This is a genomic window from Brachybacterium sp. Z12 (assembly GCF_014400405.1).
Taxonomy (GTDB): domain Bacteria; phylum Actinomycetota; class Actinomycetes; order Actinomycetales; family Dermabacteraceae; genus Brachybacterium.
The window spans coordinates 687,845-711,424 of record NZ_CP060496.1; the positions used below are offsets into that span (position 1 = coordinate 687,845).

Genomic DNA, 23,580 nt, shown 5'->3' on the forward strand with positions numbered 1-23,580 from the left:
CCCCGCGCGCACCGGCCCCGGCGGACGCAGCTCCTCCCAAGGGAGGAGGCCCCGGCGGGTGCACCGACGCCACGATGAGGAGCATGGAATCCCTGCTCGATGTCGCCGGCCCGCTGGGCCTGCTGGTGCTCGCCCTCGTGGACTCGACCTCGATGGGCACGCTCGTGATCCCCGTGATCCTGCTGGTGGCGGGGGAGGGCGGGGCACGCCGCGTGGCCGGGCGCACCCTGCTGTTCCTGGCCGTGATCGGAGTGTTCTACCTGCTGCTGGGCATCGCGCTGCTGGCCGGGCTGCTCCCCTGATCGAATCCTTCGGGCATCTGCTGGCCGCGCCGCAGGTGATGGCGGTGCTCGCCGTGCTCGGCGTGCTGCTGATCATCTGGTCCTTCCGCATCGACCCCAAGGCGATCGCCAAGCGCGGCGGCGACCCCGAGGCCTCCGCTCGACGATGGACCCAGCGCGCCCGCCGCGCCTCGGGCCGGCCCTCCCTGCTGATCGGCCTCGCGCTCATGGCGGGTCTGATCGAGGCCGCTTCGATGATCCCGTACCTCGCGGCGATGGGGATCATCGCCGAGATGGGGTGGGCCTGGGCCGCGGCGCCCTGATCCTGGTTGTCTACTGCGCGGTGATGGTGGCTCCGGGCGCGGTGCTGTGCACCGTGCGGTGGCTGCTGGGACGCCGCGCCGATGCCTTCCTCGACCGGGCCCATGACTGGGCGGTGAAGAATGCGAGCGGCGCCTTCTCCTGGACGGTGGGCATCATCGGGGCGATCATCGTGCTGAACACGATCGGTCCGGCGCTGAACTGGCTCACCGGCGGGTCCTGAGCACGGCGGGCCCCTGCCCGGACAGCCTCCGACGCGCGAGGACGGCCGGTAGACTCCGGGGAATCGATCAGCAGGCGCGGGGTGATGCCGCGCGGGGCGCTGTGAGGCGGAGGGCCGATGATGCGCTCCGACGGTGAGGGCCCTGGCGCGCAGAGCATCCTCGCCACGCCCTGTTCTGCTCCCAGGAGGCCACGCAGCCATGACCCGCGATTCCCGAGGCCCCGTGCCCCGCGGCACCGTGACCCTGGCCGATGTCGCCCGCGCGGCGGGGGTGTCGCTGGCGACCGCTTCCTTCGTGCTCTCGGGCCGCGGCGGTTCCCGCTCCGCCGGCTCCGAGAGCACCAAGGCCAAGGTGCGCGCGGCCGCGACCGAGCTGGGCTACGTCCCCAACCGCCACGCCCAGGCCATGCGCACCGGCCGCGGCGGCGGCATCGTGCTGACCCTGGGAACCCTCGACGACCCCTGGGGTGTGCAGCTGACCACCCAGGTGCGCGATGACGCGCTCCAGCACGACTTGTCCACGCTGGTCCTGGCCGATGAGCGCTGGTACGAGTACCTGCTCGGCGCCTCGACCGATGCCGCCCTGCTGACCAGCATCGACTTCGTCGAGAACGGGCCCAGCCTGGTGCGCCGGCTCGCCGCCTCGACCCACAGCGGACTGGTCGCGTTCAGTGCGCAGATGGAGCCGGAGGAGTTCGACGTCGTCTCCTCCACGCCCTTCCTCGCGATCCGCCGGGCCTACGAGCTGCTGCGCTCCCGCCACCGACGGGTGCAGATGCTCGCCCCGAACCTCGAGCACCGCGCCGGCGGCGCCCTCGGCCACCCACGCACCGGTGCCTTCCTCGAGGCCGCGCACGAGAGGGGAGACGGCCCTGCGGAGTCGCTCGTCCACGTGGTCCCCGAGGGCAGCCACGACACCTATCTCGCGGCGGTCGAGTGGCTGCAGGGCCCGGACCGCCCGGAGGCGGTCATCTGCTTCACCGGCTACCAGGCGGTGGCCCTCCAGCTCGCCGCCGAACGGATCGGCATCAGGGTGCCCGAAGATCTCGAGTTCATCTCCATCGGTGACGTCCCCGCCAAGACCGAGTTCTTCGGCCCCATCAGCTACTACGGGGTGGACGACGTCTTCGTGAGGCTCTCGAGCATCATCATCGATCGCGCGATCGACCGCGAGGACCGCCCCGGCGCCCTGCACACCTTCGACTGGGAGTTCTTCCCCGGCACCACCACCCGCGACGACGAATGAGCACTATGACCTCCTCGACTTCCTGGACCCTGCCCGGCCTGCAGCTGCGGGACCTGACCCTCTCCGCCCCGCTCGACCACGCCGACCCCGCCGGCGCGCAGATCGAGGTGTTCGCCCGGATCGTCACCGCCGACGGCGGTGAGGACCGTCCCTACCTCGTCTACCTGCAGGGCGGCCCCGGCTCCGAGGCCCCGCGCCCGCTCGAGGCCTCCTCCCCGGCATGGCTCGCCCGCGCCCTGCGCGAGCACCGAGTGGTGATGCTCGACCAGCGCGGCACCGGCCGCTCCACCCCCGCCGGCCCCGACACCACGCTGCCCGAGGGGGCGATCCCCGGCGCCACCACCCTGCGCGAGGCCACCCCCGCGCAGCAGGCGCACTACCTCACCCGCTTCCGGGCCGACTCGATCGTGGCCGACGCCGAACTGCTGCGCGAGCACCTCGGTGTGGGGAGCTGGTCGCTGCTGGGGCAGTCCTTCGGCGGCTTCACCACCCTGCGCTACCTCAGCGTCGCCTGCGGCGGCGTCGACAAGGCCCTGTTCACCGGCGGCCTGCCGACCGTCGGCCCGGACATGGACAACGTCTACGCGACCACCTGGCAGGCGATGGCCAGCCGCAGCGAGCACTACTGGGCACGCTTCCCCGCCGACCGCGACCGCTTCCGCCGCCTCGCCGACGCCGCCGACGCGGGCCGGCTCCGCCTGCCGGACGGGCAGCGGGTAGGGGTCGAGCGGCTGCGCCGACTCGGCCACCTGCTCGGCGCCTCCCAGGGCGCCGAGCGCCTCCACTACCTGCTGGACCTCGACCCCGCCTCCCCGGCCTTCGCCCACGACCTCGCCGGCGCGCTGCCCTTCGGCGGCCGCAACCCCCTGTACTCCGTGATCCACGAGAGCTGCTGGGCCGACGGGGTCGCCACCCGCTGGTCGGCGGACCGCATGATGCCGGCCGAGGTGCGTGAGGACCCGACCCTGCTGGGCGGGGGGAGCACATGCACCGCAGCCTCTTCGCCGAGGATCCGGAGCTGGAGATGTGGGCGGAGGCCGCAGACCTGCTGGCCGAGCACGACTGGCCGCAGCTGTACGATCCCGAGGCTCTGCGGCGCTGCACGGTGCCTGGCGCCGCCGCGATCTACTTCGGTGACGTGTACGTGCCGCGCGAGTTCTCCCTCGCCACCGCCGCCCTGCTGCCCGGCCTGCGCACCTGGGTCACCAGCGAATACGAGCACAACGGCCTGCGCGCGAGCGGCGAGGTGGTGCTCGACCACCTGCTCGACCTCGCCGCCGGCCGCCGCGCCGCCTGAGCCGGGCCCGACCCGGCCCCGCCAGCAGCCACGACCCGAAAGGTGCCACCCAGTGGAACCTTTCGCCTGGCCGCTGGCGGGTGCCGGCTGAGCCGGGCCCACCAGCCGCGCTGGGCCTGATCTGGTCCCGCCAGCAGCCACGACCCGGAAGGTGCCACCCAGTGGAACCTTTCGCCTGGCCAGCGGCGGGTTCTCTCGCCACGGCCAGGAAAGTGCCGCTCGCGCGGAACCTTTCGGCCCGTGGGCCGACCCAGGACCCGATCAGCGCGCCCATAGCCTGATCGGCCGGTCCCGTGCCTGTTCAGCTGCTACGGCGAGAAAGGGGCCATCTGCCTGGAACCTTCCCGGTCGTGGCGGGACGGCCACCGAGCCACGGCGAGGAAAGTGCCATCTGCCTGGCACCTTCTGGGTCGTGGCGAGGGCTGCCACCGAACCACGGCGAGAAAGGTGCCATCTGCCTGGAACCTTCCCGGCCGTGGCGGGGGCCGTGGTCGGGTCACGACGAGATCCGATCACGCCACACGACCGGCGGCCTCCGGGCTCGAGCATGACCCCGAGACCCCTCCACGGTGGCCTGGCTCACACCGTCGCGCACGCATCCGCCCAGGCCACGGCGCCCATCGGCCCAGAGGCCGACCAAAACTGACCACTGGAATGTTATGGCTCGACTTATTAGTGGGCGTCGACTAATAATGGCCGTCACGATCGCCGCGTCGGGCCCGCACAGCTGCGGAACCACTGCCTCGCCGCGCTCCATGTTGACGAAGGAGTCCTCCGTGACCGTCTCCACCCCTGGTCAGGGTTTCGCGCCTGATCCCACGATCGACCTCGAGGGCAGCCCGAACCTGCTCGGGCCGAAGCTCCCTGTTCCGCACATCGGCATCGAGCCGGACCGGGTCAAGCCCTGGTGGTTCGTCGTCGGCGTGGTGCTCGGCCAGCTCGGCATCTTCCTCGGCCTCATGGGCCCTGCCACCGTCTCGATCCAGCTCAAGGCGACCGCGCTCTCGACGGTCCCGGCCGAGCAGGCCGCGATCACCGCCTTCGCCCTGGCCCCCGGCGCCCTGGCGGCCGTCCTCTTCAACGCTCTGGGCGGTCGCATCTCCGACCGCACCACAGGCCGCTTCGGGCGGCGCCGACCGTGGATCATCGGCGGTGCCGTGGCGATGGTGGTCGGCCTGTTCCTCATCGCGATCGCTCCCGGCGCCGGTCTCATGGCCGTGGGCTGGTTCCTCGCGCAGGCCACCGCGAACATGGCCTTCGCCGCCTTCACGGCGTCGCTGTCCGATCAGCTCTCCAGCACCCAGTACGGGAAGGTGTCGGGCCTGGTGGGCATCGCCTCCAACCTGGCGGTTCTGGTCGCCACCTGGCTGGCCGCGGTGCTGGACCACAACATGGTCCTGCTGTTCATGGTGCCCGCGGTGGTCGGTGCGGCGCTCGCGATCGTCTATGCGCTGATGCTCCCCGAGCCGGTGCTGAAGCAGAACCGCCACCCGTTCAACCTGGTCGAGCTGCTGACCACCTTCTGGCGGAACCCGCTCAAGTATCCGGACTTCGCCCTGGCCTGGGCCGGACGATTCACGATCATCCTCGCCTCGTTCATGTTCGTCACGTTCCGCCTGCTGTACATGACGAACCATCTGGGCCTCGATGCCGGGTCCGCGACCGGTGTGGTCGCCGTCGGCGTCACCATCTACACCGCCACCTCCATGGCCGCGAGCGTGTTCGGCGGGTGGCTCTCCGACAAGCTGGGCAGGCGCAAGATCCTGGTCGCCGCCTCTATCCTCATCTTCGCCCTGGCGACCTACCTGCTGCTGCACGCGGACACGGTCGCCGCCTTCTACGTGGTCGAGGCGATCATGGGCATCGCCTACGGCGCCTACATCGCCGTGGACCTCGCGCTCGTGCTCGAAGTGCTGCCGAGCCGCGAGGAGGCCGGCAAGGACCTGGGCGTCTTCAACATCGCCAATGCCCTGCCGCAGTCGCTGGCTCCGGCCTTCGGCGGGTTCCTGCTGGCGAGCCTCGGCGGAGGCACGAACTTCGCTCCACTTCTCATCACTGCCGCGATCATCGCTCTGCTCGGCGCGATCATGACGATGTTCATCCGGGGCGTGAAATAGTAGAGCGCTGACTCCGACGGTCGGAGCGGGGAGGAGAGATGAGCGCCGACGCACAGGACTCCCGCCCCGCCCGCCGTGGGCGTGGTCGTCCCCGTGGCCAGGACTCCGCCGTGGTGCGCGAGAACGCGCTGCGTGCGGCGATCGACCTCATCGCCCGTCACGGCTACGCCGCCACCTCGATGGCGCAGGTGGCGGAGGCTGCGGGCATCTCGCCCTCGGGGCTCGCCCATCACTTCCGCTCGAAGTCGGCGTTGCTCGGGGCCGTGCTCGACCACCGGGACAGGATGGACAGCATTCCCCTGGAGGGACTCGAAGCGGGCCCGTGGCGGATGTTCGACGCCCTCGTGAGCCTGACCCGCGAGAACATGCGGCGCCGCCAGCTGGTGCTGCTGTACACCTCGATGGTCGGGAGGCGATCGCGCCGGAACATCCGGCGCACAGCTGGATGCTGCGCCACTTCGAGGCCTCCGAGGGGCTGCTCACCGACGGGCTCCGCGAGGATCAGCGCAGCGGCCATGTGCTGCCCGACGCCCCGTGGAGCGGATCGCCCGCTCGATGATCGCGCTGATGGATGGCCTGCAGGTGCAGTGGCTGCTGGACCCCGAGTTCGACATGGGCGCGGCCCTGGCCGAGCACGTCGAGGAGCTGAAGCGGACCTGGGGCACGGCCCGCACCTGAGGGTCCCGCCTCAGGCGTCGACCGCGAGGCGGAAGCCCTTGTTGCCGCTGGCATCCTCTGCGGCGGTCGAGGAGCGAGCAGCGACCCGGTAGCGGTTGCAATACGAGTCGTGGCACAGGTATGAGCCGCCGCGCATCACCCGCACGTCCCCGGTGAGCGAGTCGGCCTGCCCCGTGCGCCAGCGGTCGCTGCACCACTCCCAGACGTTCCCGGCCACCTCGTACAGCCCGAAGCCGTTGGGCGGGAAGCTGCGCACCGGCGCCGTGCCCAGGTACCCGTCCTCGAGGGTGTTGCGCACCGGGAAGCCGCCCTGCCAGATGTTGCAGCGGTGCTCACCACCCGGGGTCAGCTCCTCACCCCAGGCGTAGCGAGCCTGGTCCAGGCCACCCCGTGCGGCCTTCTCCCACTCCGCCTCCCGCGGCAGGCGCATCCCGCACCAGACCGCGAAAGCCTCCGCGTCCCGCAGCGACACATGCACCACCGGGTGATCTCCCCGCTCGGCGACCGTGGAGCCCGGCCCCTCGGGCTGGTCCCAGCGGGCCCCCTCGACCGCCCGCCACCAGGGCGTGCCGGGAGGCTTCCGGCTCGCGCGCCGCAGCTCCTTCTCGACCAGCGCCCCGAAAACGAACGACCAGCCGAACTCCTCCGCCTCGGTGACGTACCCGGTCTCGTCGACGAAGGCGGCGAACTCGGCGCCCGTCACGCAGGCGGCGTCGATGCGGAAGGCGGGCACATCCACCGCGCGCACGGGCGATTCCCCGTCGCCGCGGTTGCGATCGGGATCCTCGGTGCCCATCCGGAAGCTGCCCGCCTCGATCAGCACCGCACGCTCCGCCCGGGCCCGCACCTCGGCGGCGGGGGCCGCGAAGGGTGGCTGCGCCGCGCGGTGTCCGAGCCGGTCTCCGCCGTCTCGGCGAGAGCCGTCGAGGCGTCCATTCCCGCCCGCCCGGCCGCGCAGCAGCTGTTCGTCGTGCCCACCATGTCCTCGTCCCTCCTCTGTCGGCGCGACCGCCGCACAGACCTCACGGTAGCCCGATCGCCACGCGGCCCCACGTGGGGTGATGCCCCTGCCGGTTGTGACCGGGGACACAGGGTTGTTAGCGTGCTCGATCGTGCGCCCTTATGCGGGAGCGCCGCTCCCGCGCGCACGATCCGACGACGATGACGGAGGTCCCCTCGTGAACCAGGCAGCACCGCGACAGACGGAGCCGACGACAGACGAGAGGGCCCGGCCCGGCCGGCGCAGGGTCCTCGCCTCCCTCGGCGCCCTGCCCGCCGGAGCGGTGCTCGCCGGCGCCGGCGCCGCCCATGCCGCCCCCGCCGGGCGCGGCGGGACCAAAGGCAAGGGGAAGGCCGACGGCGGCTTCCGCCTCGGGATCGAGAACCTGCTCGAAGCCGACGTGCTGGAGACCCTGCGCGATGCGCGCGTCGGCCTGATCACCAACCCCACCGGCACCGACAGCTCCCTGCGCTCCACGATCGATCTGCTGGTCGGCGCACAGGAGGAGGGCGGCTTCACGATGTCCGCCCTGTTCGGCCCCGAGCACGGGGTGCGCGGCGCCGAACCGGCGGGCGGCTCCGTCGGCGACTACATCGATGAGAAGACCGGGCTGCCGGTGCGCTCCCTGTACGGCGAGACCCAGAAGCCCACCCCGGAGATGCTCGAGGACGTCGACGTGCTGATCTTCGACATCCAGGACATCGGCGCCCGCTTCTACACTTACATCTGGACCCTCTACTACGCGATGGAAGCGGCGGGCGAGAACGACAAGCGATTCATCGTGCTGGACCGCCCGAACCCGCTGGGCACCGACATCGAGGGCTTCGTGCTCGAACCCGAGCTGTCCTCCTCCTTCGTGGGCCTGGGGAGATCCCGCAGACCCATGGCCTCACCGTCGGCGAGCTGGCCCTGCTGTTCAACGGCGAGTTCCTCGACGGCGCCACCGATCTCGAGGTGATCCAGATGAGCGGCTACGACCCCGAGGACCCGATGGCCGCGGGCCTGCCGTGGGTGCTGCCCTCCCCGAACATCCCCACTCCCGAGACCGCCGTGGTCTACGCGGGCACCGGCATGATCGAGGCGCTGAACATCTCCGAGGGGCGCGGCACCACCACCCCCTTCCTCTGGTTCGGCGCGCCCTTCATCACCGAGGTGCATGTGGACACGCTCATTGCCGAGCTGCAGGCCGCCGAGCTGCCGGGCGTGCTCTATCGGCCGATGTTCGCCACCCCCACCACCTCGAAGCACGCCGGCGAGTTCTGCGGTGGGATCCAGATGCATGTCACCGACGTCGAGGCCTACGAGCCGGTGCGCACCGGCGTCCACGTGCTCGCCGCGCTGCTGCGGAACGTGGAGGAGGCGACTGGCGCGAGGGCGAGGACTGCCGCACCGAGGAGGACGAGTGCTGGGTCGACAAGCTCACCGGCACCAAGCGCACCCGCCTGATGCTCGAGGGCGGCGACAGTCCCGAGTCGATCGTCGCCGCCTGGCGCCGAGAATCCCGTCGCTTCCAGGTCACCACCCAGCGCTACCGCCGCTACTGAGCAGGAGCACGCCATGATGACGCTGAACCCCACCCCCGCCTCAGCCGCCGCGGCTTCACAGCGGCCGCTCTCGCCGGCACCGGCGCCGCGCTCGCACTGCCCGCCACCGCCCATGCCGCTCCCGGCGCGGGCAACGGCCGCCATGAGGCCCGGATCGACGAGATCCTCGCCGGCATGAGCCTCGAGCAGAAGATCGGCCAGCTGTTCGTGGCCGTCGGCTATGGCTCCCGCGCCGATCAGGAGCACGCCTCGAACACCTCGACCACGGGCGTGGCCACGATCGCCGAGATCGTCCGCACCCATCACGTGGGCGGGCTGATCTACTTCGTGTGGAGCGACAACCTCGAGGACATCGAGCAGATCGCGACCCTCTCGAACGGCGCCCAGGACGCCGCCCTCGACGCCGGCGGGATCCCGCTGATCATCAGCGCCGACGAGGAGCGCGGCGTGGTCTACCGGCTGCCCGAGCCCGCCACCCCGCTGCCGGGACAGATGGCGCTCGGCGCCACCGGCTCACGTGCCCACGCCCGCAAGGCCGGCGACATCATCGGCGCCGAGATGCGGGCCGCCGGCCTCCACCAGGCGTTCTCCCCGGTGGTCGACGTGAACGTCGAGGCGCAGAACCCGGTGATCGGGGTGCGCGCCCTGGGCGCGGATCCCCAGGCCGTGGCCCGCCTCGCCGCCGCCCAGATCAAGGGCCTGCAGGGCGCGAACTGCTCGGCGTCGGCGAAGCATTTCCCCGGCCACGGCGACACCGCCGTGGACTCCCACCTGGGGCTGCCGGTCATCGACCACACCCGCGAGGAGCTCGACGAGCTGGACCTGCCGCCCTTCCTCGCCGCGATCGAGGAGGGCATCGACTCGATCATGACCGCGCACATCGTGGTGCCCGTGCTCGACGATTCCGGGGTCCCCGCGACCCTCTCCCACCCGATCCTCACCGGTCTGCTGCGCGAAGAGCTCGGCTATGAGGGCGTGATCGTCACCGACTCGCTCGCCATGGACGGCGTGCGCACCCTGTTCAGCGACGACCGGGTCCCGGTCGAGGCGATCCTCGCCGGCGCCGATCAGATGCTCATGCCGCCGGATCTCACCGTCGCGATCGGCGGCGTGCGCGAGGCGGTGGCCGATGGGGAGATCACCGAGGAGCGGCTGGACGAGTCGGTGCGCCGCATCCTGCGCCAGAAGCTCGAGCGAGGCCTGTTCGAGCAGGTGCATGTCGATCCTGCCGGTGCCGTGAGCTCGATCGGCACCCGCCGCTCGATGAGCACGGCCCAGCGGATGGCCGAGGACTCGATCACCCGGATCACCGACGACGGCAGCACCCTTCCGCTCGCGAGCGGAGCGAGCGTGCTGGTCACCGGCGCAGGCACCGTCGCGAAGTTCGAGGTGACCTCCCGCGAGCTCGCCGAGCAGGGGCTCAAGGTCACCGCCCTCCCGGACCCGGCCCCCGAGCAGGCCGCCGAAGTCGCCGCGGGCGTCGACGCGGTGCTGGTGTTCACCTCCTCGGCCGGCTTCGTCACGCCCGCGGCGCAGGTGGAGCTGGTCGAGGCGCTCGTCACGACCGGGGTCCCGGTCATCCACGCTTCGCTGCGCAACCCCTACGACGTGGTGCACGTGGGGGAGGTGGCGGTGTCACTCGCCGCCTACGGCAACGCCGATGCCTCGCTGCGCGCGCTCGCTGGTGTCCTCACCGGCACGGTGCGCACCCGCGGGAAGCTCCCGGTCGCGATCCCGCAGGCCGACGGCACGGGGAGGCGTACCCGCTGGGGCACGGGATCAGCTGAGGCGGGGCGACAGGCCCTCGCGCGCCCTCTGCTCGGCCGCCTCCCTGGCCAGACGCCGGCGCCGCGCGTTGACCCAGGCGGCCGTGAACACCAGCCCCGTCACGATCATCACCGTGGTCATCACGCCGATGACCACGGTGAAGGTGGTCTGAAGGGTGGCCAGGGAGAGCAGGGCGCTCGAGGTGATGATGCCCAGCGCGTTCGCGGTGCGCAGCTGGGCGAACACTTCGGCGCGGTGCTCGGGTGAGACCAGCCGGTCCAGCACCAGCGAGTAGTAGGTGGCCAGCGGTGCGAGCACCGCGCCGACCAGAAGAGCGCCGATCACGGTGGTGGTCACCGAGTTCCCGAATCCCACCGCGGCCACGCCGAGCGCGGTCACCGCGAGCCAGGCGAGCACGGTGCGGCGCCGCGGCACCCGGTTGCGCACGCTCACCCAGATCCCACCGAGGATCGAGGTCACGCAGATAGCGACCGGGAACAGCACACCCCAGGCCGCCGGCATCCCGAAGGAGACCGCCATCGAGACCGCGCCGATCTCGATCGCCGCAATCGATGCAGCGCTCGCGCCGCCGCACACCAGCCACAGCATGATCATCGGGGACAGACGCAGTCGGGTCGCGCGCTGCTCGGGTCCCGGCGCCGTGGCGGTGGGGATTCGTGGCAGCAGCAGCATCGGGCCCATCCCGAGCACCACCATCGCCCAGGCCGCGGCCTGCGGGGAGATGCTGCCGAGCGCCGCCGCGAGCACCGGGGCGGCGACGAAGGTGACCTCGTTCAGGGTCGCCGCAACGCCCAGGGAGCGCGGCAGCCGGCTCGCGGGCACCAGATGGTTCAGCACAGCGCGGAGGGTGCCGTAGGCAGCGCCGTTGACCAGCCCCGCGAGCGCGGCCCCGGCCACCACCAGGCTGAAGGGGGCGTGCATCCCGGCGAGGATCGCGATGCCCACCAGGGCGAGGGTGCGCAAGCCGATCAGCACCCGCAGGAAGGGGATCGGGGAGAGGCGCCGGCCCAGTCGAGTGATCGGCACGGCGCCCAGCACCTGCGCGATCGTCATCGCGAGCATCATGGCCGCGCCGCTGGCGGCGTTCCCGGTCAGCGGCAGCGCGATCAGCGAGAAGGCGATCGGGGCCGCGGCCTGCGGCACCGCGAAGGAGCCGTAGGAGACGAACCAGCGCAGCAGAGGGCCTCGCGGGCGGCGCACCGGGGTGTGCTGTGCGGGGGCGAGGGCGGTGGTTCCGGCCATGAGGACCTCCTTCGAAGCGTGGGGGAGAAGGGGCGATGCCGCCTATGCGCAACATAGTGCGCAATCAAGTGGTTGCGCAATATAGTTCCCGTCACCCCCGGTTAGGCTTCGGTGCACGGCATGGCAGGAGAGGTCGAGGAGGCCCGGATGAGCGGAGGGATGCGCCCCGCGGTGGTCGAGCAGCTCGGTGACCGCATCCGCGCCGCACGCCAGGAGCAGGACCTCAGTGTCGGCGCCCTCGCAGAGCTCAGCGACGTCAGCCGCCGCATGCTCACCCAGATCGAGCTCGGCCAGGCGAACCCTTCCGTAGCGACCCTCGACCGGGTCGCCGCGGGCCTCGGCACCACCTTCGCCGCCCTGATGGGCGTGGGGGCCGACGGCGCCCCCGACGGGGTGGAGGTCTGGTCGACCGAAGCCGGCAGCTGGGCGGTGCTGCTGGACGCCGTGGACACTGAGCTGCTCTCCGTGGAGACCTGGAAGTGGAAACTCTTGGGCGAGGACGTCTACGAGGGCGGCGCGGGCATCCCCGTGCCCGGGATCATGCATCACGTCATCGAGGGTGCGCTCGAGATCGACACCGGTTCGGAGGTGCGGGTCATCGAGGCCGGCGGCTCCGGCCGCGTGGTCACCGGCGGCGGCTACCGCTATCGCGCCCAGGAGGGCCAGGCGGCGGTGTTCTTCTCCGTCGCACTGCTCGCGCGACCGCCGCGCTGACCCTCGGCTCGACGGCCAGCCCGCGCAAACATCCCATCTGTAGTCCTTGCCGCGCCGAACGTGGTGCTGCGCGGGCGTTGCGACAGCGACACGTCGTGTGCAGTCTGTTGGCAGGTTCGCGATTGATTGATAGGTTCACCACAGTCCGTTCAGGGCGTGGAGAAATCTCAAATGATCCGATGATGCTGCTCCTGCGCCCGTGAACCCTCCGAGGAAGCAGGTAGGACGTGAACGAGCCGTTGCTCGAAGTGCAGGGAATCTCCAAGAGCTTCCCTGGCGTCAGAGCGCTCCAGGATGTCCAGTTCCGGCTCGACGCCGGAGAGGTGCTCGTGCTCGTGGGCGAGAACGGAGCCGGGAAGTCCACCCTGATGAAGATCCTCTCCGGGATCTACCAGAAGGACGCCGGCACGATCAGGATCGACGGTCGCGAGGTCGACATCGCCGGGCCCGCCGAGGCGCAGCGACTGGGGATCAGCATCATCCATCAGGAGATGAACCTGATGCCCGACCTCACCGTCGCCCAGAACATCTTCCTGGGCCGCGAGCCCCGCCGCGGCCCGATGCTCGACGAGAGAAGGCGCTGAACCGCAACACCGCGCGGCTGCTCGCCGACCTCGGGATCCCGCTGAGCCCCCGCCGCCGGGTCTCCGACCTCACCGTCGCCGCCCAGCAGATGGTCGAGATCGCCAAGGCGCTGTCCGTCGACGCGCGGGTGCTGATCATGGACGAACCCACCAGTGCCCTGACCGACACCGAGGTCGAGACCCTCTTCGGGCTGATCGACTCGCTGCGGGCCGCCGGCACCGGGATCGTCTACATCTCCCACCGCATGGAGGAGCTGAGGAGGCTCGCAGACCGTGTCACGGTGCTGCGTGACGGCCAGTACATCGGCAGCCTCGAGCGCTCCGAGATCGACGTCCCCACCATCATCGAGATGATGGTGGGACGCACCCTCGAGACCAGTTCCCGTCCCGAGCTGCCCGAGAACGCCTCGCACGAGGTGGTGCTGAAGGTCGAAGGGCTCAGCACCCGCAGCCTGCTCAAGGACGTCGGCTTCGAGCTGCGACGCGGGAGATCCTCGGCTTCGCCGGGCTGATGGGCGCCGGCCGCACCGAGACCGCCCGCGCCGTCATCGGCGCCGACCGCTCCACCTCCGGCACCGTCGAGGTGCACGGGAACCAGGTGCGCATCCGCCAGCCGGCCGACGCGGTCCGCCACGGCATCGGCTACCTCTCCGAGGACCGCAAGACCCTCGGCCTGATGCTCGAGCAGTCCGTCACCGCCAACACCATCGCAGCCTCCTACGACCGCTTCACAGGACTTCTCGGAGTGGTCAACGACCGTCGCGCGCGACGCGTCGCCGCCCAGTACGTCGAGGAGCTGCGTACCCGCACCCCGAGCGTCGACCAGCCCGTGAAGCTGCTCTCCGGCGGCAACCAGCAGAAGGTCGTCATCGCCAAATGGCTCGTGCGTGACTGCGAGATCCTCATCGTCGACGAGCCCACCCGAGGGATCGACGTGGGCGCGAAGGAGGAGATCTACCGCCTGCTGCAACGGCTCGCCGCCGAGGCAAGTCGATCATCATCGTCATCTCGAGCGATCTGCCCGAGGTGCTGCGCCTGTCGCACCGCATCGTGGTCATGGCCAACGGCCGCGTCCAGGGCACCTTGGACAACGAGGACGCCACCCAGAACTCGATCATGGAACTCGCCACGCGCTTCGACGCGGGGAAGGAACCGCAGCATGAGCACTCCCGAGAGCGGCGCGACCACCGCCGACGCCCCCACCCCTGCGGCCCCCGCAGCGCCGTCCACGCCCCCGCGTGGAAGGTGTGGCTGCAGCAGGGCCTGGCCTTCGGCACCCTCATCGCCCTCGTCATCTTCTTCTGGGCCGCCAGTCCGCGCTTCCTGACCTGGTCGAACATCTCCGGCATCCTGCTGGCGACGGCCGTGATCGGAATCCTCGCACTCGGCACCACCTTCGTGATCACCACCGCTGGCATCGACCTCTCGATCGGCACCGGCATGACGCTCTGCTCGGTGATGACCGGGATCTTCGCAGTGAACCTCGGCCTGCCGATGATCGTCGCCGTGGTGCTCGGCATCCTCACCGGCGGACTGATAGGCCTGATCAACGGGCTCAACGTCGCGATATTAGGGTTACCACCCTTCATCGCGACCCTGGCGATGATGATGGTCGCCCAGGGCCTCGCCCTGGTGATCTCCGGGGTCGCCCCCATCTACTTCCACGACGTCGAGGGCTTCCAGGCGATCGCCCTGGGCAAGCTCATCCCCGGGCTGTCCAACGCCGTGCTGATCATGTTCGTGGTCGCGGCCCTGGCCTGGTTCCTGCTGTCCAAGACGGTGCTCGGCCGCATCACCGTGGCCATCGGCTCCAACGAGGAGGCCGCACGGCTCTCAGGTATCGACGTGCGGCGCTGGAAGCTCATCATCTACGTCGTGGCCGGGCTGTTCACCGGCCTCGCCGGCGTGGTGATGGCGGCTCGCCTCGGCTCCGCCCAACCCCAGCTGGGGGTGGGTTACGAACTCCAGGCCATCGCCGCGGTGATCATCGGAGGCACCTCGCTGATGGGCGGCCGCGGCTCCATCATCGGCACGCTGATCGGGGCGCTGATCATGAGCGTCCTGATCAACGGGCTGCGCATCCTGTCCATCCAGACCGAGTGGCAGAACGTCGTCGTGGGCGTGGTGATCGCCCTCGCCGTCTTCTTCGACACCCTGCGCAACAAGCGCACCGCCTGACCCAGCGCCTCTCTCGCCGCCTGCCCGCACCGCCGCGAGCAGGCGACCACCCCCACCGCCGGGAGACCGGCATCGACGATCGGAGCAACGATGAAGTTCACTCGCAGAACCGGTATGGCGGCACTGGCCGCCTCACCCCTCCTGCTCGCCCTGCCGGCGTGCAACCGCGGCGCCGGAGAGGCGGGCGCTCTCGACATCGCCCTCGTCTCGAAGGGTTTCCAGCACCAGTTCTGGCAGGCCGTCAAGAGGGGCGCGGACCAGGCGGCTGAGGAGCACGGGGTGACGATCACCTTCGACGGCCCGTCTGCCGAGACCGAGGTCGACACCCAGCTGCAGATGATGCAGGCTGCGATCGACCGCGGGCCGGACGCGATCTGTTTCGCGGCCCTGGACCCCGAGGCCTGCGTACCGCTGTACGAGGCGGCGGAGAGCGCCGGCATCCCGGTCGTCGAGTTCGATGCCGGCTGCAACAGCGATTACCCCTCGAACCTCGCCGCCACCGACAACCATGCCGCCGGTGCGCTCGCCGCCGAGCACCTCGCCGAGGCGATCGGGGAGAGGGCAAGATCGGTGTCGTCGGCCATAGCCAGATCAGCCTGACCGGCGTGGACCGCCGCGACGGCTTCGTCGACCACATGGAGGAGAACCATCCCGGTATCGAGATCGTCGACATCCAGTACGGCGACGGTGACCATCTGAAGTCCGCGGACATCGCCAAGGCGATGATCGGCGCGCACGATCTGGTCGCCCTCTACGGCACCAACGAGGGCTCGGCGATCGGGATCGTCAACGCTGTCGAGGAGCTCGGGATGTCGGGCGAGGACCTCGTGATCGTCGGCTTCGATTCGGGGACCGCGCAGCAGGAGGCGATCCGCTCGGGACTCATGCTCGGTTCCGTCACCCAGGATCCGATCGCGATCGGCCGCCTCACCGTCGAGGCGGCGATCGCCGCAGTCAACGGCGAGGAGCTCGAGGAGTTCACCGACACCGGGTCGTACTGGTTCGATGCGGACACCATCGATGACGAGGACATCCAGGAGAAGGTCTACGACTGATCCATACGTCCATACGCGACGGCGCCGGCAGGGAGCTCTCCCTGCCGGGCGCCGTCCGTCGCATGGGGCGGGTCAGCCCCGTGGCTCCATCGCCCGGCGCAGCCCTTCGACCCGGTACTGCTGCACGTGGTACGGCCAGCCCTCGCCGGTGTTCCACTGCGAGCACAGCAGGTGCAGATCATCCAGGGTCGAGCCGGGCAGCACGTAGGGGCCGTACAGCTGGGCCACGCGCTCGTCGTCCTCCTGGCCCCAGTTGCAACCCCACAGGAGCGTCTCCGCGAGGCGGGGGCTCTGGATCTCGGTGGGCGAGTCCGCGATCAGCACATCGGCCCGGTACAGGCCCGCGTTGAACCAGGTCAGCACCCAGGCGCCGTCCACGATCCGCAGGCACATCTCGCCCACCTGGCCGCCGACCACCGGGGTGGGGTCATTGCCCCAGGCCCACTGCTGGTCCTCGCCCTCGCCGGTCGCGCCCCAGGTCTCGTACGCGCCGGGATCCAGCACCGCGTCCTGCTTCACGCGCTGCAGGATGGCCTCCTTGTCGCGCTGGAAGCCGGTGGTCAGCAGGTACACGTAGCCGTCGGTGGGGTGGAGGGCCCAGGTGCACTGCTGGGAGAAGCCGTCCAGGTGGTCGCCGGCGAACATCTCCGCGGTCCGCTCCCAGGTCTCCCCGGAGTCGGTCGAGGTCCAGATCTCGGTGGAGCCGACGTTCCCGAAGCCGTGGTTGAGCATCATCCACAGGTACATGGTGTCGCCGATGGTGATCACGTCACCGGGCAGGATGGTGGAGACCGGATCGCTGTCGTGCGGGTACTCGACCAGCTCCTCGGCGGTCTCGCCGCCCACAGCGCTGATCCACTCCAGGCCGTGTTTGAGCTTGCGCTTCGGATCGGCGTAGAGGCCGACGGGGAGCGCCACCAGCTGTCGCCCACGGCGGGCTCCTCGAAGGTGTCGCCGAAGATCACCAGGATCCGTCCGTCGGGCGTGACGGCAGGTGCGCCCAGATCGGTGGCATCCATCCGGAAGCGGGTGGTGATGCCGGGGCCGGTGACCGTCGCCAGGCGGGTGATCTCCGGGCGGTGGTAGTCCGGGTTGGGGTCGACGCCGCGGCCCACGCCACGGCCGGGACGACCCTTGCCGCCGGCGGGTGCGGCCTGGGCCGAGACGCCTGTGGCGAGCGCGGCCCCCAGGGCGCCGGCGCCCAGGGCGAGAGCGCCGCCGTGCAGGAATCCCGAACGGGAGACGTCGGCATCGACATCAGTCGGGGTGGCGGGGGAGGGGTGGTCGGAACGGGGTTCGTCGGGCGCATCGGAGTCTCCATCGGCTGTGGTGCGGGTCACGACATTGCGGTCCCACAGTAAGCACGAGACGGGCCGGTCGGCAATCGTTTACTGACGCTCCATTGCGTCGAAGGCGCGTCTACCCGGCGGTCGGCAAGCCAGTTTCCTCCGGGCGCATCAAACAACAATCCAGGTCAGAGCGCGTTCGGCGGCGCGCGTTCCGGCCGCCACCTCTGCGACACCCGTCAACGACTTCTCGATAGGGGTTTACCAGGCCCCTCATCTCGCCTACGGTGGGCCCGCGATGAGAAATCGATTATCGACGCAATGGAGTGCCGATCGTGAGCGACCCGAGCTATTCCCAGGGCGAAGCGCCCACCGAGCCCGCTAGGGCTCGGGCCGTTCTCGGCCAGGACCCTGCGAAGTCGGTCGAGGGCAGCGGCCGCGGGCGCTTCCGGTGAGACCAAGACGGCTGCTCCGTTCGGGCGCCGGCTGCTGACCGCGATCCGTCACCACCCCTGGATGTACGCCTTCATCCTGCCGGGGCTGATCTTCTTCGTCCTGTTCCACTACGTGCCGCTGCTGGGCAATGTGATCGCGTTCCAGGACTACTCCCCGTACCTCGGGGTCACCGGCTCGCGCTGGGTGGGACTGCAGAACTTCACCTCGATCATTCGGGACCCGGAGATCCTGAACGCGATCACCAACACGCTGATCATCTCGTTCTTGCAGCTCGCCTTCGCCTTCCCGGCGCCGATCGCGCTGGCGATCTTCCTCAACTCCCTGCTCTCGGAGCGGCTCAAGCGCTGGATCCAGACCATCGTCTATCTGCCGCACTTCCTCAGCTGGGTGATCGTCATCGCGCTGTGGCAGCAGGTGCTCGGCGGCGCCGGCTCCCTGGCCAACGGCCTGTCCCTGCTGGGCATCGAGAACGTCAACCTGATGAGCGACCCCTCGTTCTTCAAGGTGCTGGTGGTGCTCCAGGTGGTCTGGAAGGACGTCGGCTGGGGGACCATCATCTTCTTCGCCGCGATCTCCACCATCTCCGCCGAGCTCTACGAATCCGCTGCGGTGGACGGTGCCGGCTCCTGGCGCCGCATCTGGCACGTGACCCTGCCCGGCCTGCTGCCGGTGACGGTGATGCTGCTGATCCTGCAGCTGGGCAGCGTGCTCACCGTCGGCTTCGAACAGCTGCTGCTGCAGCAGCCCGCCGTCGGCGCCGGAGCCGCGCAGGTGATCGACACCTTCGTGTACTTCCGCGGCATCGCCGGCGGTGACTGGGGAGTCTCCACCGCGGTGGGGCTGATCAAGGGCGTGGTCGGCACGGTGATGGTGCTCGGCGCCAACCGGCTCGCCAAGCGACTGGGAACGGACGGACTGTTCTGATGGCTGCCTCACGTGCTCCGTGGATGGAGAAGCCCAGCCCGCTGGTGCGGGCCGCGAAGATGCTCGCGATCGCGATCATCGTGACGCTGATGCTCTACCCCTTCGCGTACGTCATCCTCGCCTCGGTCACCCCGCCGGGGAGACGCTGCGCTTCGGGTTGATCCCCACCGACTGGACGCTGGACGCCTACCGCTCCGTGCTGGCCGGCCGGATCATCCCCCGCGCGCTGATGGTCTCGATCGGGATCACCTTCGTGGGAACCGTGCTGTCGGTCGCTTTCACCACCACGCTCGCCTTCGGGCTCACCCGCACCAAGGACATCCCCGGCTCCAAGGGCGTGCTGTACGTGGTGCTGTTCACGATGCTGTTCGGTGCCGGGCTGATCCCCAACTTCATCCTGGTCAAGGAGCTGGGACTGCTGAACTCCTACTGGTCGCTGATCCTGCCCGGCCTGATCAGCGCCTTCAACATGCTGGTGGTGCGGAACTTCTTCATGCAGATCCCGGCCGAGCTCACCGACTCCGCCCGCATCGATGGTGCGAGCGACGGCCAGGTGTTCCTCCGGATCATGCTGCCGCTGTCCAAGGCGGTGATCGCCGTGATCGCCCTGTTCTACGCCGTGGGCTACTGGAACGCGTTCTTCAACGCCCTGATCTACATCCAGGACACCTCGAAGTGGCCGATCCAGCTGGTCCTGAACACCTACGCGGTGCAGGGCTCGCCGATCAGCAACATCGAGAACCCCAACGCCGCCGGCTCGGTGACCCCGCAGGCCATCCAGATGGCGATCGTGGTGCTGGCCACCCTGCCGATCCTGTGCGTCTACCCCTTCGCCCAGCGCTTCTTCACCAAGGGGTGCTCACCGGCGCGATCAAGGGCTGAGCGCCTCGGCCCGAACCATTCAGCAGGCACCGTCTCAAGGAGGAGACCATGTCCCATCGCTTCACCCGCCGATCCCTGATGGCCGCGGGCGGCATCGCCCCGCTCGCCGCCCTCGCCGCATGTTCGGGCGAGACGCCCGGAAGCGGCGTCGCCATCGACAACGCCACCGGCCTCGAGCTGCCGAACCACACCCCGCCGCCCGAGGTCGACGGCGCGATCATCTCCGACGTGGAGGGGTGCCGCCCGGCTACGAGAAGCTCCCCGCCGAGCTGATCAGGACCGTCGACGCCCCGCCGGGAGACGGCGGTGTCCTCACCGAGTTCAAGATCAGCTGGGATGCCCCCGCGCCGCCGCTCGCGGAGAACATGTTCTGGCAGTCCTACAACGAGACCCTCAACGTCGACTACCAGCCGCAGATCGCCCCGGCCGGGAACTACGACGAGCGCCTGGCCACCCTGTTGGCCGGCGGCGATCTGCCCGACATCGTGCAGCTGCTGGACACCGCGCAGTCCGCCCGCGCGATCCGTGACGGGGCGTTCGCGGATCTCAGCCCGCTGCTGGCCGGCGACGCGATCGACGAATGGCCTAACCTCGCCAACATCCGCGAGGACCAGTGGCGCTACGTCGCCTACGACGGCAAGATCGTCGGCTTCCCGATCGACCTGCCCGCCTACAACAACGAGTTCCGCTACCGCCAGGATTGGGCGGAGGAGAACGGCTACCCGGATCCGCCCGCGGATGCCGAGGAGTTCAAGGAGCTGTTCGCCTCCTTCTCCAAGATGGGCGTCGACGGCCGCTACGGCCTGGCGGACGCCCCGGGCACCGCGATGATCGCGGCCAACGCCATGTTCCATGTGCCGATCGGCTGGCGCTACGAGAACGGCTCCCTCACCTATCACCAGGAGACCGAGGAGTTCGCGGCGGCGGTGCAGTTCATGACCGAGCTGTGGGAGGAGGGAGCCTTCCACCCCGACGCCCTGTCGCTGGACGCGAACGTCGGTCAGACCCTCTCGATGATCCCCGCCGGGACGGTGGGCATCTCCTGGATCGCGACCGCGAACTGGTTCAACCCCGGGGTGTACTACGACGCGCTGCAGGAGTCTCCGGACAGCTGGGCCCCGTTCGTCCCGCCCCACCACGAGGGCGACGGTGCGGGCCTGTTCGGCCGTTCCACCGGGGTCTTCGCCCGAGTGGGGATCTCCTCGCAGGCCGCCGAGGACGAGGAGAGGCTGAAGATGCTGCTGGACTACTGCAACTACCTGCGCGCCCCCTTCGGCAGCGAGGAGCACTACTTCCTGCATCACGGCGCCGAGGGCGACTACTTCACGCGCAGCGGCGGAGGGGAGCCGACGCCGGTGGAGGGCACCAGCTTCCAGCCCGAGGCCGCGCAGCTCACCTACGGCCTGGCCCCGGTGGTCTACGACTTCGCCGGGGCGCAGGACGCGATCACCATCAACGAGCAGTACGTGAACAACTCGGAGATGGACCCCTGCGCGGGACTGTTCTCCGATGCGGCCACCCGTGCGCAGCCGCAGCTGGACGAGCTGTTCGAGAGCTACGTCAACCAGATCATCGTCGGCAACCGGCCGCTGACCGATCTGGAGGTCTACCTCGAGCAGTGGCGCTCCCGCGGCGGCGACGACATGCGCACGGAGTTCGAGGAGGCGCTCAAGGCCCGCGAGAACGGGGAATGACGGTGTCGCAGACTGCAGGCCTCGCTGACCTCGCCCTGCTCAGCGAGGCTCGGACCTTCTCGATCAGCGCGGAGAATCGCGATGGCCGCCCGGGCGGTGGGGGACGCGCTGCGCGCGGCGACCACTCCACCGCCTGGGCCTCGCGCGAGCTGCCCGTGGGCTGGAAGAAGTCGCCCACCATCGACCTGGAGGGCCGCTCCCGGCGCACCTTCGCCGAGATCGAGGGGCCGGGCGTGGTCCAGCACATCTGGATCACCGTCCTGCCCCAGCACCAGCGCTCGATAGTGCTGCGCGTGTTCTGGGACGAGGAGGAGGAGCCCTCGATCGAGGTGCCGCTGGGCGACTTCTTCTGCCAGGGCTGGTCCCGGTACGTGCCGGTCACCTCGATACCGGTGACCGTGGCGCCCGCCGGAGGGCTGAACTCGTACTGGCGGATGCCGTTCCGCCGCCGGGCCCGCTTCGAGGTGGAGAACCTGTCCACTGCCACGATCGAAGGGTTCTTCTACCAGGTCACCTGGTCGCAGGAGGACGTGCCCGAACGGGCCGCCTACCTGCACGCCCAGTGGCGACGCTCAGACCCGATGGACGAGATGAGCCCGCACGTGATCCTCGATGCCGTGGCCGGCCAGGGCCATTACGTGGGCACCTATCTGGCCTGGGAATCCCACCAATCCGGCTGGTGGGGCGAAGGGGAGGTGAAGTTCTACCTCGACGACGACCTCGCGGGCGTCGGCCCTGGGGAGGGCGGCGAGGGTGCCACGGCGCCGACCATCTTCCCCACCATCTGCGGCACCGGCACCGAGGACTACGTGGGCGGGGCCTGGGCTTTCGAGGACCCTCAAGGGCAGTACGCCGAGTACTCCACCCCGTACCTGGGGATGCCCGAGGTGCACCGTCCTGATGGGTTCTACGCCTCCCAGCAGCGGTTCGGGATGTACCGCTGGCACATCCCCGACCCGATCCGGTTCCGCGAGCGGATCCGGGTGAGCGTGCAGGCGCTGGGATTCCAGCGCCCGGTCGACGACCTGGTGCGCTACAAGCCGCTGCGCGACGATGTCGCCTCGACCGCCTTCTGGTACCAGTCGGAGCCGCATCGCCCCTTCGCCGACGACCCCGCTCACCAGGTGCTCACCTGGGACCTGCTGGACCCCACCTGACCCGCCCCGAGGAGACCCGTGACCATCCGTCTGATCCCCGGCGCCAAGCGCCGCCTGCTCGATGCCTCCCCTCAGTCGATGAGCCCTGGTACATCAACGACCACACCCTGATCCGTGCGTCCGACGGGCGCTGGCACGTCTTCGGGATCTGGCATCCCGAACCGGCAGCACCGCTCGACGAGACGATGTTCCTCCATGCCTCCGCCGACGATCTCGAGGGCGCGCAGTGGACGATCCACGACTCCGTGCTGCACGCCCGCACCGAGCTCGGCGAGACCCATGTGTGGGCGCCGCACGTCATCCACCACGAGGGCCGGTACTGGATGTTCTACGCCGGCGGCACCGAGGACCACACCGCCTACCGGATGACTCTCGCGACCAGCGAGGACCTGTTCACCTGGACCCCGCACGAGCAGATCCTGTTCGAGGATGGCTTCGATGCGCGCGACCCGATGGTGATCCATGACGGCCAGCGCTGGCTGATGTACTACACCCGCAATTCCGCGCCCGACGGCGGCTTCCACCAGGTGGGGGTGCGCACCAGCGAAGACCTCCTGACCTGGTCCGAGCCCGCGGTCGCGTACCAGTCGACCGTCTCGGGCACCTACGGAGGGCCGACAGAATCCCCGTTCGTGGTGCGCAGGGACGAGGGGTGGATCCTGTTCGTGTGCGAGTCCACGCAGTACGACCGCACCCTGGCCTACTTCTCGACTGATCCGCTGCGCTTCGAGGACGCCGGGCAGGTCGACGTGGACCTCGACGAGCACTGCGCCGAGATCGTCACCGATCCAGGCGATGGGCGCACCTGGATCACCGGCGGCGGCTGGGGCCGTGGTGGGCTGAGCATCCGGGAGCTGCAGATCCTGCCCGGAGGCTCAGGCGCCGCCCGGGGTTAGGGTGGGCGTACGACGAT

The 23,580-nt window shown here is 69.9% G+C and carries 24 protein-coding genes and 4 pseudogenes; 24 read left to right on the forward strand and 4 right to left on the reverse strand.

The window, feature by feature from the left end:
• Nucleotides 1-83 precede the first annotated feature (83 nt).
• The 7 genes and pseudogenes from H3H54_RS03685 (at nt 84) to H3H54_RS03715 (ending at nt 6,163) form a co-directional block, all read left to right on the forward strand.
• The gene (locus H3H54_RS03685) at nt 84-302 is read left to right on the forward strand and encodes a hypothetical protein (protein ID WP_262425563.1); all 219 of its coding nucleotides are present in this window, start codon (nt 84-86) and stop codon (nt 300-302) included.
• Between the two features lie 38 nt (nt 303-340).
• Nucleotides 341-604 (forward strand): hypothetical protein, encoded by a 264-nt coding sequence (locus tag H3H54_RS03690; RefSeq protein WP_262425564.1) that lies wholly within the window; start codon nt 341-343, stop codon nt 602-604.
• Nucleotides 605-627: 23 nt separating this feature from the next.
• The gene (locus tag H3H54_RS03695) at nt 628-825 is read left to right on the forward strand and encodes a hypothetical protein (protein WP_262425565.1); all 198 of its coding nucleotides are present in this window, start codon (nt 628-630) and stop codon (nt 823-825) included.
• 199 nt (nt 826-1,024) lie between these two features.
• A complete protein-coding gene (locus H3H54_RS03700; RefSeq protein ID WP_262425566.1) occupies nt 1,025-2,071 on the forward strand; it encodes a LacI family DNA-binding transcriptional regulator in 1,047 nt (348 codons plus the stop codon).
• A pseudogene (locus H3H54_RS03705) lies at nt 2,068-3,368 on the forward strand (alpha/beta fold hydrolase). The gene H3H54_RS03700 and the pseudogene H3H54_RS03705 overlap by 4 nt, the downstream one beginning before the upstream one ends.
• Nucleotides 3,369-4,144: 776 nt before the next feature.
• Nucleotides 4,145-5,485 (forward strand): MFS transporter, encoded by a 1,341-nt coding sequence (locus H3H54_RS03710; protein WP_262425567.1) that lies wholly within the window; start codon nt 4,145-4,147, stop codon nt 5,483-5,485.
• A 555-nt stretch (nt 5,486-6,040) separates the two neighbouring features.
• Nucleotides 6,041-6,163 carry a hypothetical protein gene (locus tag H3H54_RS03715; RefSeq protein ID WP_262426562.1) on the forward strand — a complete coding sequence of 41 codons (123 nt, stop codon included), beginning with the start codon at nt 6,041-6,043 and terminating at the stop codon, nt 6,161-6,163.
• Between the two features lie 10 nt (nt 6,164-6,173).
• Here the strand turns inward: H3H54_RS03715 and H3H54_RS03720 are convergent, their stop codons facing one another.
• A complete protein-coding gene (locus H3H54_RS03720) occupies nt 6,174-6,986 on the reverse strand; it encodes a formylglycine-generating enzyme family protein (protein ID WP_262425568.1) in 813 nt (270 codons plus the stop codon).
• Between the two features lie 238 nt (nt 6,987-7,224).
• On the opposite strand from H3H54_RS03720, the pseudogene H3H54_RS03725 reads away from it, so the two are divergent.
• The 4 genes and pseudogenes from H3H54_RS03725 to H3H54_RS03730 form a co-directional block, all read left to right on the forward strand.
• A pseudogene (locus H3H54_RS03725) lies at nt 7,225-8,144 on the forward strand (exo-beta-N-acetylmuramidase NamZ domain-containing protein); the annotation flags it as partial.
• Between the two features lie 90 nt (nt 8,145-8,234).
• On the forward strand, nt 8,235-8,609 hold the full coding sequence (locus H3H54_RS19435; protein ID WP_395963713.1) for a hypothetical protein: 375 nt from the start codon (nt 8,235-8,237) through the stop codon (nt 8,607-8,609).
• Nucleotides 8,609-8,707: a hypothetical protein gene (locus H3H54_RS19440; RefSeq protein ID WP_395963352.1), complete on the forward strand. Its 99-nt coding sequence runs from the start codon at nt 8,609-8,611 to the stop codon at nt 8,705-8,707. The genes H3H54_RS19435 and H3H54_RS19440 overlap by 1 nt, the downstream gene beginning before the upstream one ends.
• Before the next feature lie 174 nt (nt 8,708-8,881).
• Nucleotides 8,882-10,396, forward strand: a pseudogene (locus H3H54_RS03730) (glycoside hydrolase family 3 protein); the annotation flags it as partial.
• 90 nt (nt 10,397-10,486) lie between these two features.
• On the opposite strand, the gene H3H54_RS03735 reads toward H3H54_RS03730, so the two are convergent.
• On the reverse strand, nt 10,487-11,737 hold the full coding sequence (locus tag H3H54_RS03735) for an MFS transporter (protein WP_262425569.1): 1,251 nt from the start codon (nt 11,735-11,737) through the stop codon (nt 10,487-10,489).
• 120 nt (nt 11,738-11,857) lie between these two features.
• Between H3H54_RS03735 and H3H54_RS03740 the strand changes: the two genes are divergently transcribed.
• From H3H54_RS03740 to H3H54_RS03765, 6 genes and pseudogenes are all read left to right on the forward strand, one after another.
• Nucleotides 11,858-12,451 carry a helix-turn-helix domain-containing protein gene (locus H3H54_RS03740; protein WP_262425570.1) on the forward strand — a complete coding sequence of 198 codons (594 nt, stop codon included), beginning with the start codon at nt 11,858-11,860 and terminating at the stop codon, nt 12,449-12,451.
• Between the two features lie 227 nt (nt 12,452-12,678).
• The gene (locus tag H3H54_RS03745) at nt 12,679-13,035 is read left to right on the forward strand and encodes an ATP-binding cassette domain-containing protein (protein ID WP_262425571.1); all 357 of its coding nucleotides are present in this window, start codon (nt 12,679-12,681) and stop codon (nt 13,033-13,035) included.
• 17 nt (nt 13,036-13,052) lie between these two features.
• The gene (locus H3H54_RS03750; RefSeq protein WP_395963715.1) at nt 13,053-13,547 is read left to right on the forward strand and encodes an ATP-binding cassette domain-containing protein; all 495 of its coding nucleotides are present in this window, start codon (nt 13,053-13,055) and stop codon (nt 13,545-13,547) included.
• Nucleotides 13,547-14,362 carry an ATP-binding cassette domain-containing protein gene (locus H3H54_RS03755; RefSeq protein ID WP_262425572.1) on the forward strand — a complete coding sequence of 272 codons (816 nt, stop codon included), beginning with the start codon at nt 13,547-13,549 and terminating at the stop codon, nt 14,360-14,362. The genes H3H54_RS03750 and H3H54_RS03755 overlap by 1 nt, the downstream gene beginning before the upstream one ends.
• Nucleotides 14,281-15,213 carry an ABC transporter permease gene (locus H3H54_RS03760; RefSeq protein WP_262425573.1) on the forward strand — a complete coding sequence of 311 codons (933 nt, stop codon included), beginning with the start codon at nt 14,281-14,283 and terminating at the stop codon, nt 15,211-15,213. The genes H3H54_RS03755 and H3H54_RS03760 overlap by 82 nt, the downstream gene beginning before the upstream one ends.
• Nucleotides 15,214-15,327: 114 nt before the next feature.
• Nucleotides 15,328-16,268: pseudogene (locus H3H54_RS03765) on the forward strand (ABC transporter substrate-binding protein).
• 72 nt (nt 16,269-16,340) lie between these two features.
• Here H3H54_RS03765 and H3H54_RS03770 read toward each other — a convergent pair.
• Together H3H54_RS03770 and H3H54_RS03775 are read right to left on the reverse strand one after the other, a co-directional pair.
• Nucleotides 16,341-17,114, reverse strand: a complete 774-nt coding sequence (locus H3H54_RS03770) for a DUF4185 domain-containing protein (RefSeq protein ID WP_262425574.1) — start codon at nt 17,112-17,114, stop codon at nt 16,341-16,343.
• Nucleotides 17,033-17,608 (reverse strand): DUF4185 domain-containing protein, encoded by a 576-nt coding sequence (locus H3H54_RS03775; protein WP_262425575.1) that lies wholly within the window; start codon nt 17,606-17,608, stop codon nt 17,033-17,035. Before H3H54_RS03775 ends, H3H54_RS03770 begins: the two co-directional genes overlap by 82 nt.
• Before the next feature lie 462 nt (nt 17,609-18,070).
• Here H3H54_RS03775 and H3H54_RS03780 point away from each other — a divergent pair, with 462 nt between their 5' ends.
• The 7 genes from H3H54_RS03780 to H3H54_RS03810 all read left to right on the forward strand — a co-directional run bounded on the left by H3H54_RS03780 (nt 18,071) and on the right by H3H54_RS03810 (nt 23,563).
• Nucleotides 18,071-18,934, forward strand: coding sequence for a sugar ABC transporter permease (locus H3H54_RS03780; RefSeq protein ID WP_262425576.1), 864 nt, complete (start codon nt 18,071-18,073; stop codon nt 18,932-18,934).
• Complete coding sequence (locus H3H54_RS03785) at nt 18,934-19,095, forward strand: hypothetical protein (protein WP_262425577.1); 162 nt, start codon at nt 18,934-18,936, stop codon at nt 19,093-19,095. The genes H3H54_RS03780 and H3H54_RS03785 overlap by 1 nt, the downstream gene beginning before the upstream one ends.
• Nucleotides 19,092-19,895 (forward strand): carbohydrate ABC transporter permease, encoded by an 804-nt coding sequence (locus H3H54_RS03790; protein WP_262425578.1) that lies wholly within the window; start codon nt 19,092-19,094, stop codon nt 19,893-19,895. Before H3H54_RS03785 ends, H3H54_RS03790 begins: the two co-directional genes overlap by 4 nt.
• Nucleotides 19,865-20,089 (forward strand): hypothetical protein, encoded by a 225-nt coding sequence (locus H3H54_RS03795; protein ID WP_262425579.1) that lies wholly within the window; start codon nt 19,865-19,867, stop codon nt 20,087-20,089. The genes H3H54_RS03790 and H3H54_RS03795 overlap by 31 nt, the downstream gene beginning before the upstream one ends.
• On the forward strand, nt 20,053-21,510 hold the full coding sequence (locus H3H54_RS03800; RefSeq protein ID WP_262425580.1) for an extracellular solute-binding protein: 1,458 nt from the start codon (nt 20,053-20,055) through the stop codon (nt 21,508-21,510). The genes H3H54_RS03795 and H3H54_RS03800 overlap by 37 nt, the downstream gene beginning before the upstream one ends.
• A 2-nt stretch (nt 21,511-21,512) precedes the next feature.
• Nucleotides 21,513-22,667 carry a glycoside hydrolase family 172 protein gene (locus tag H3H54_RS03805; protein ID WP_262425581.1) on the forward strand — a complete coding sequence of 385 codons (1,155 nt, stop codon included), beginning with the start codon at nt 21,513-21,515 and terminating at the stop codon, nt 22,665-22,667.
• A 146-nt stretch (nt 22,668-22,813) separates the two neighbouring features.
• Complete coding sequence (locus H3H54_RS03810; protein ID WP_262426395.1) at nt 22,814-23,563, forward strand: family 43 glycosylhydrolase; 750 nt, start codon at nt 22,814-22,816, stop codon at nt 23,561-23,563.
• Nucleotides 23,564-23,580: the final 17 nt, after the last annotated feature.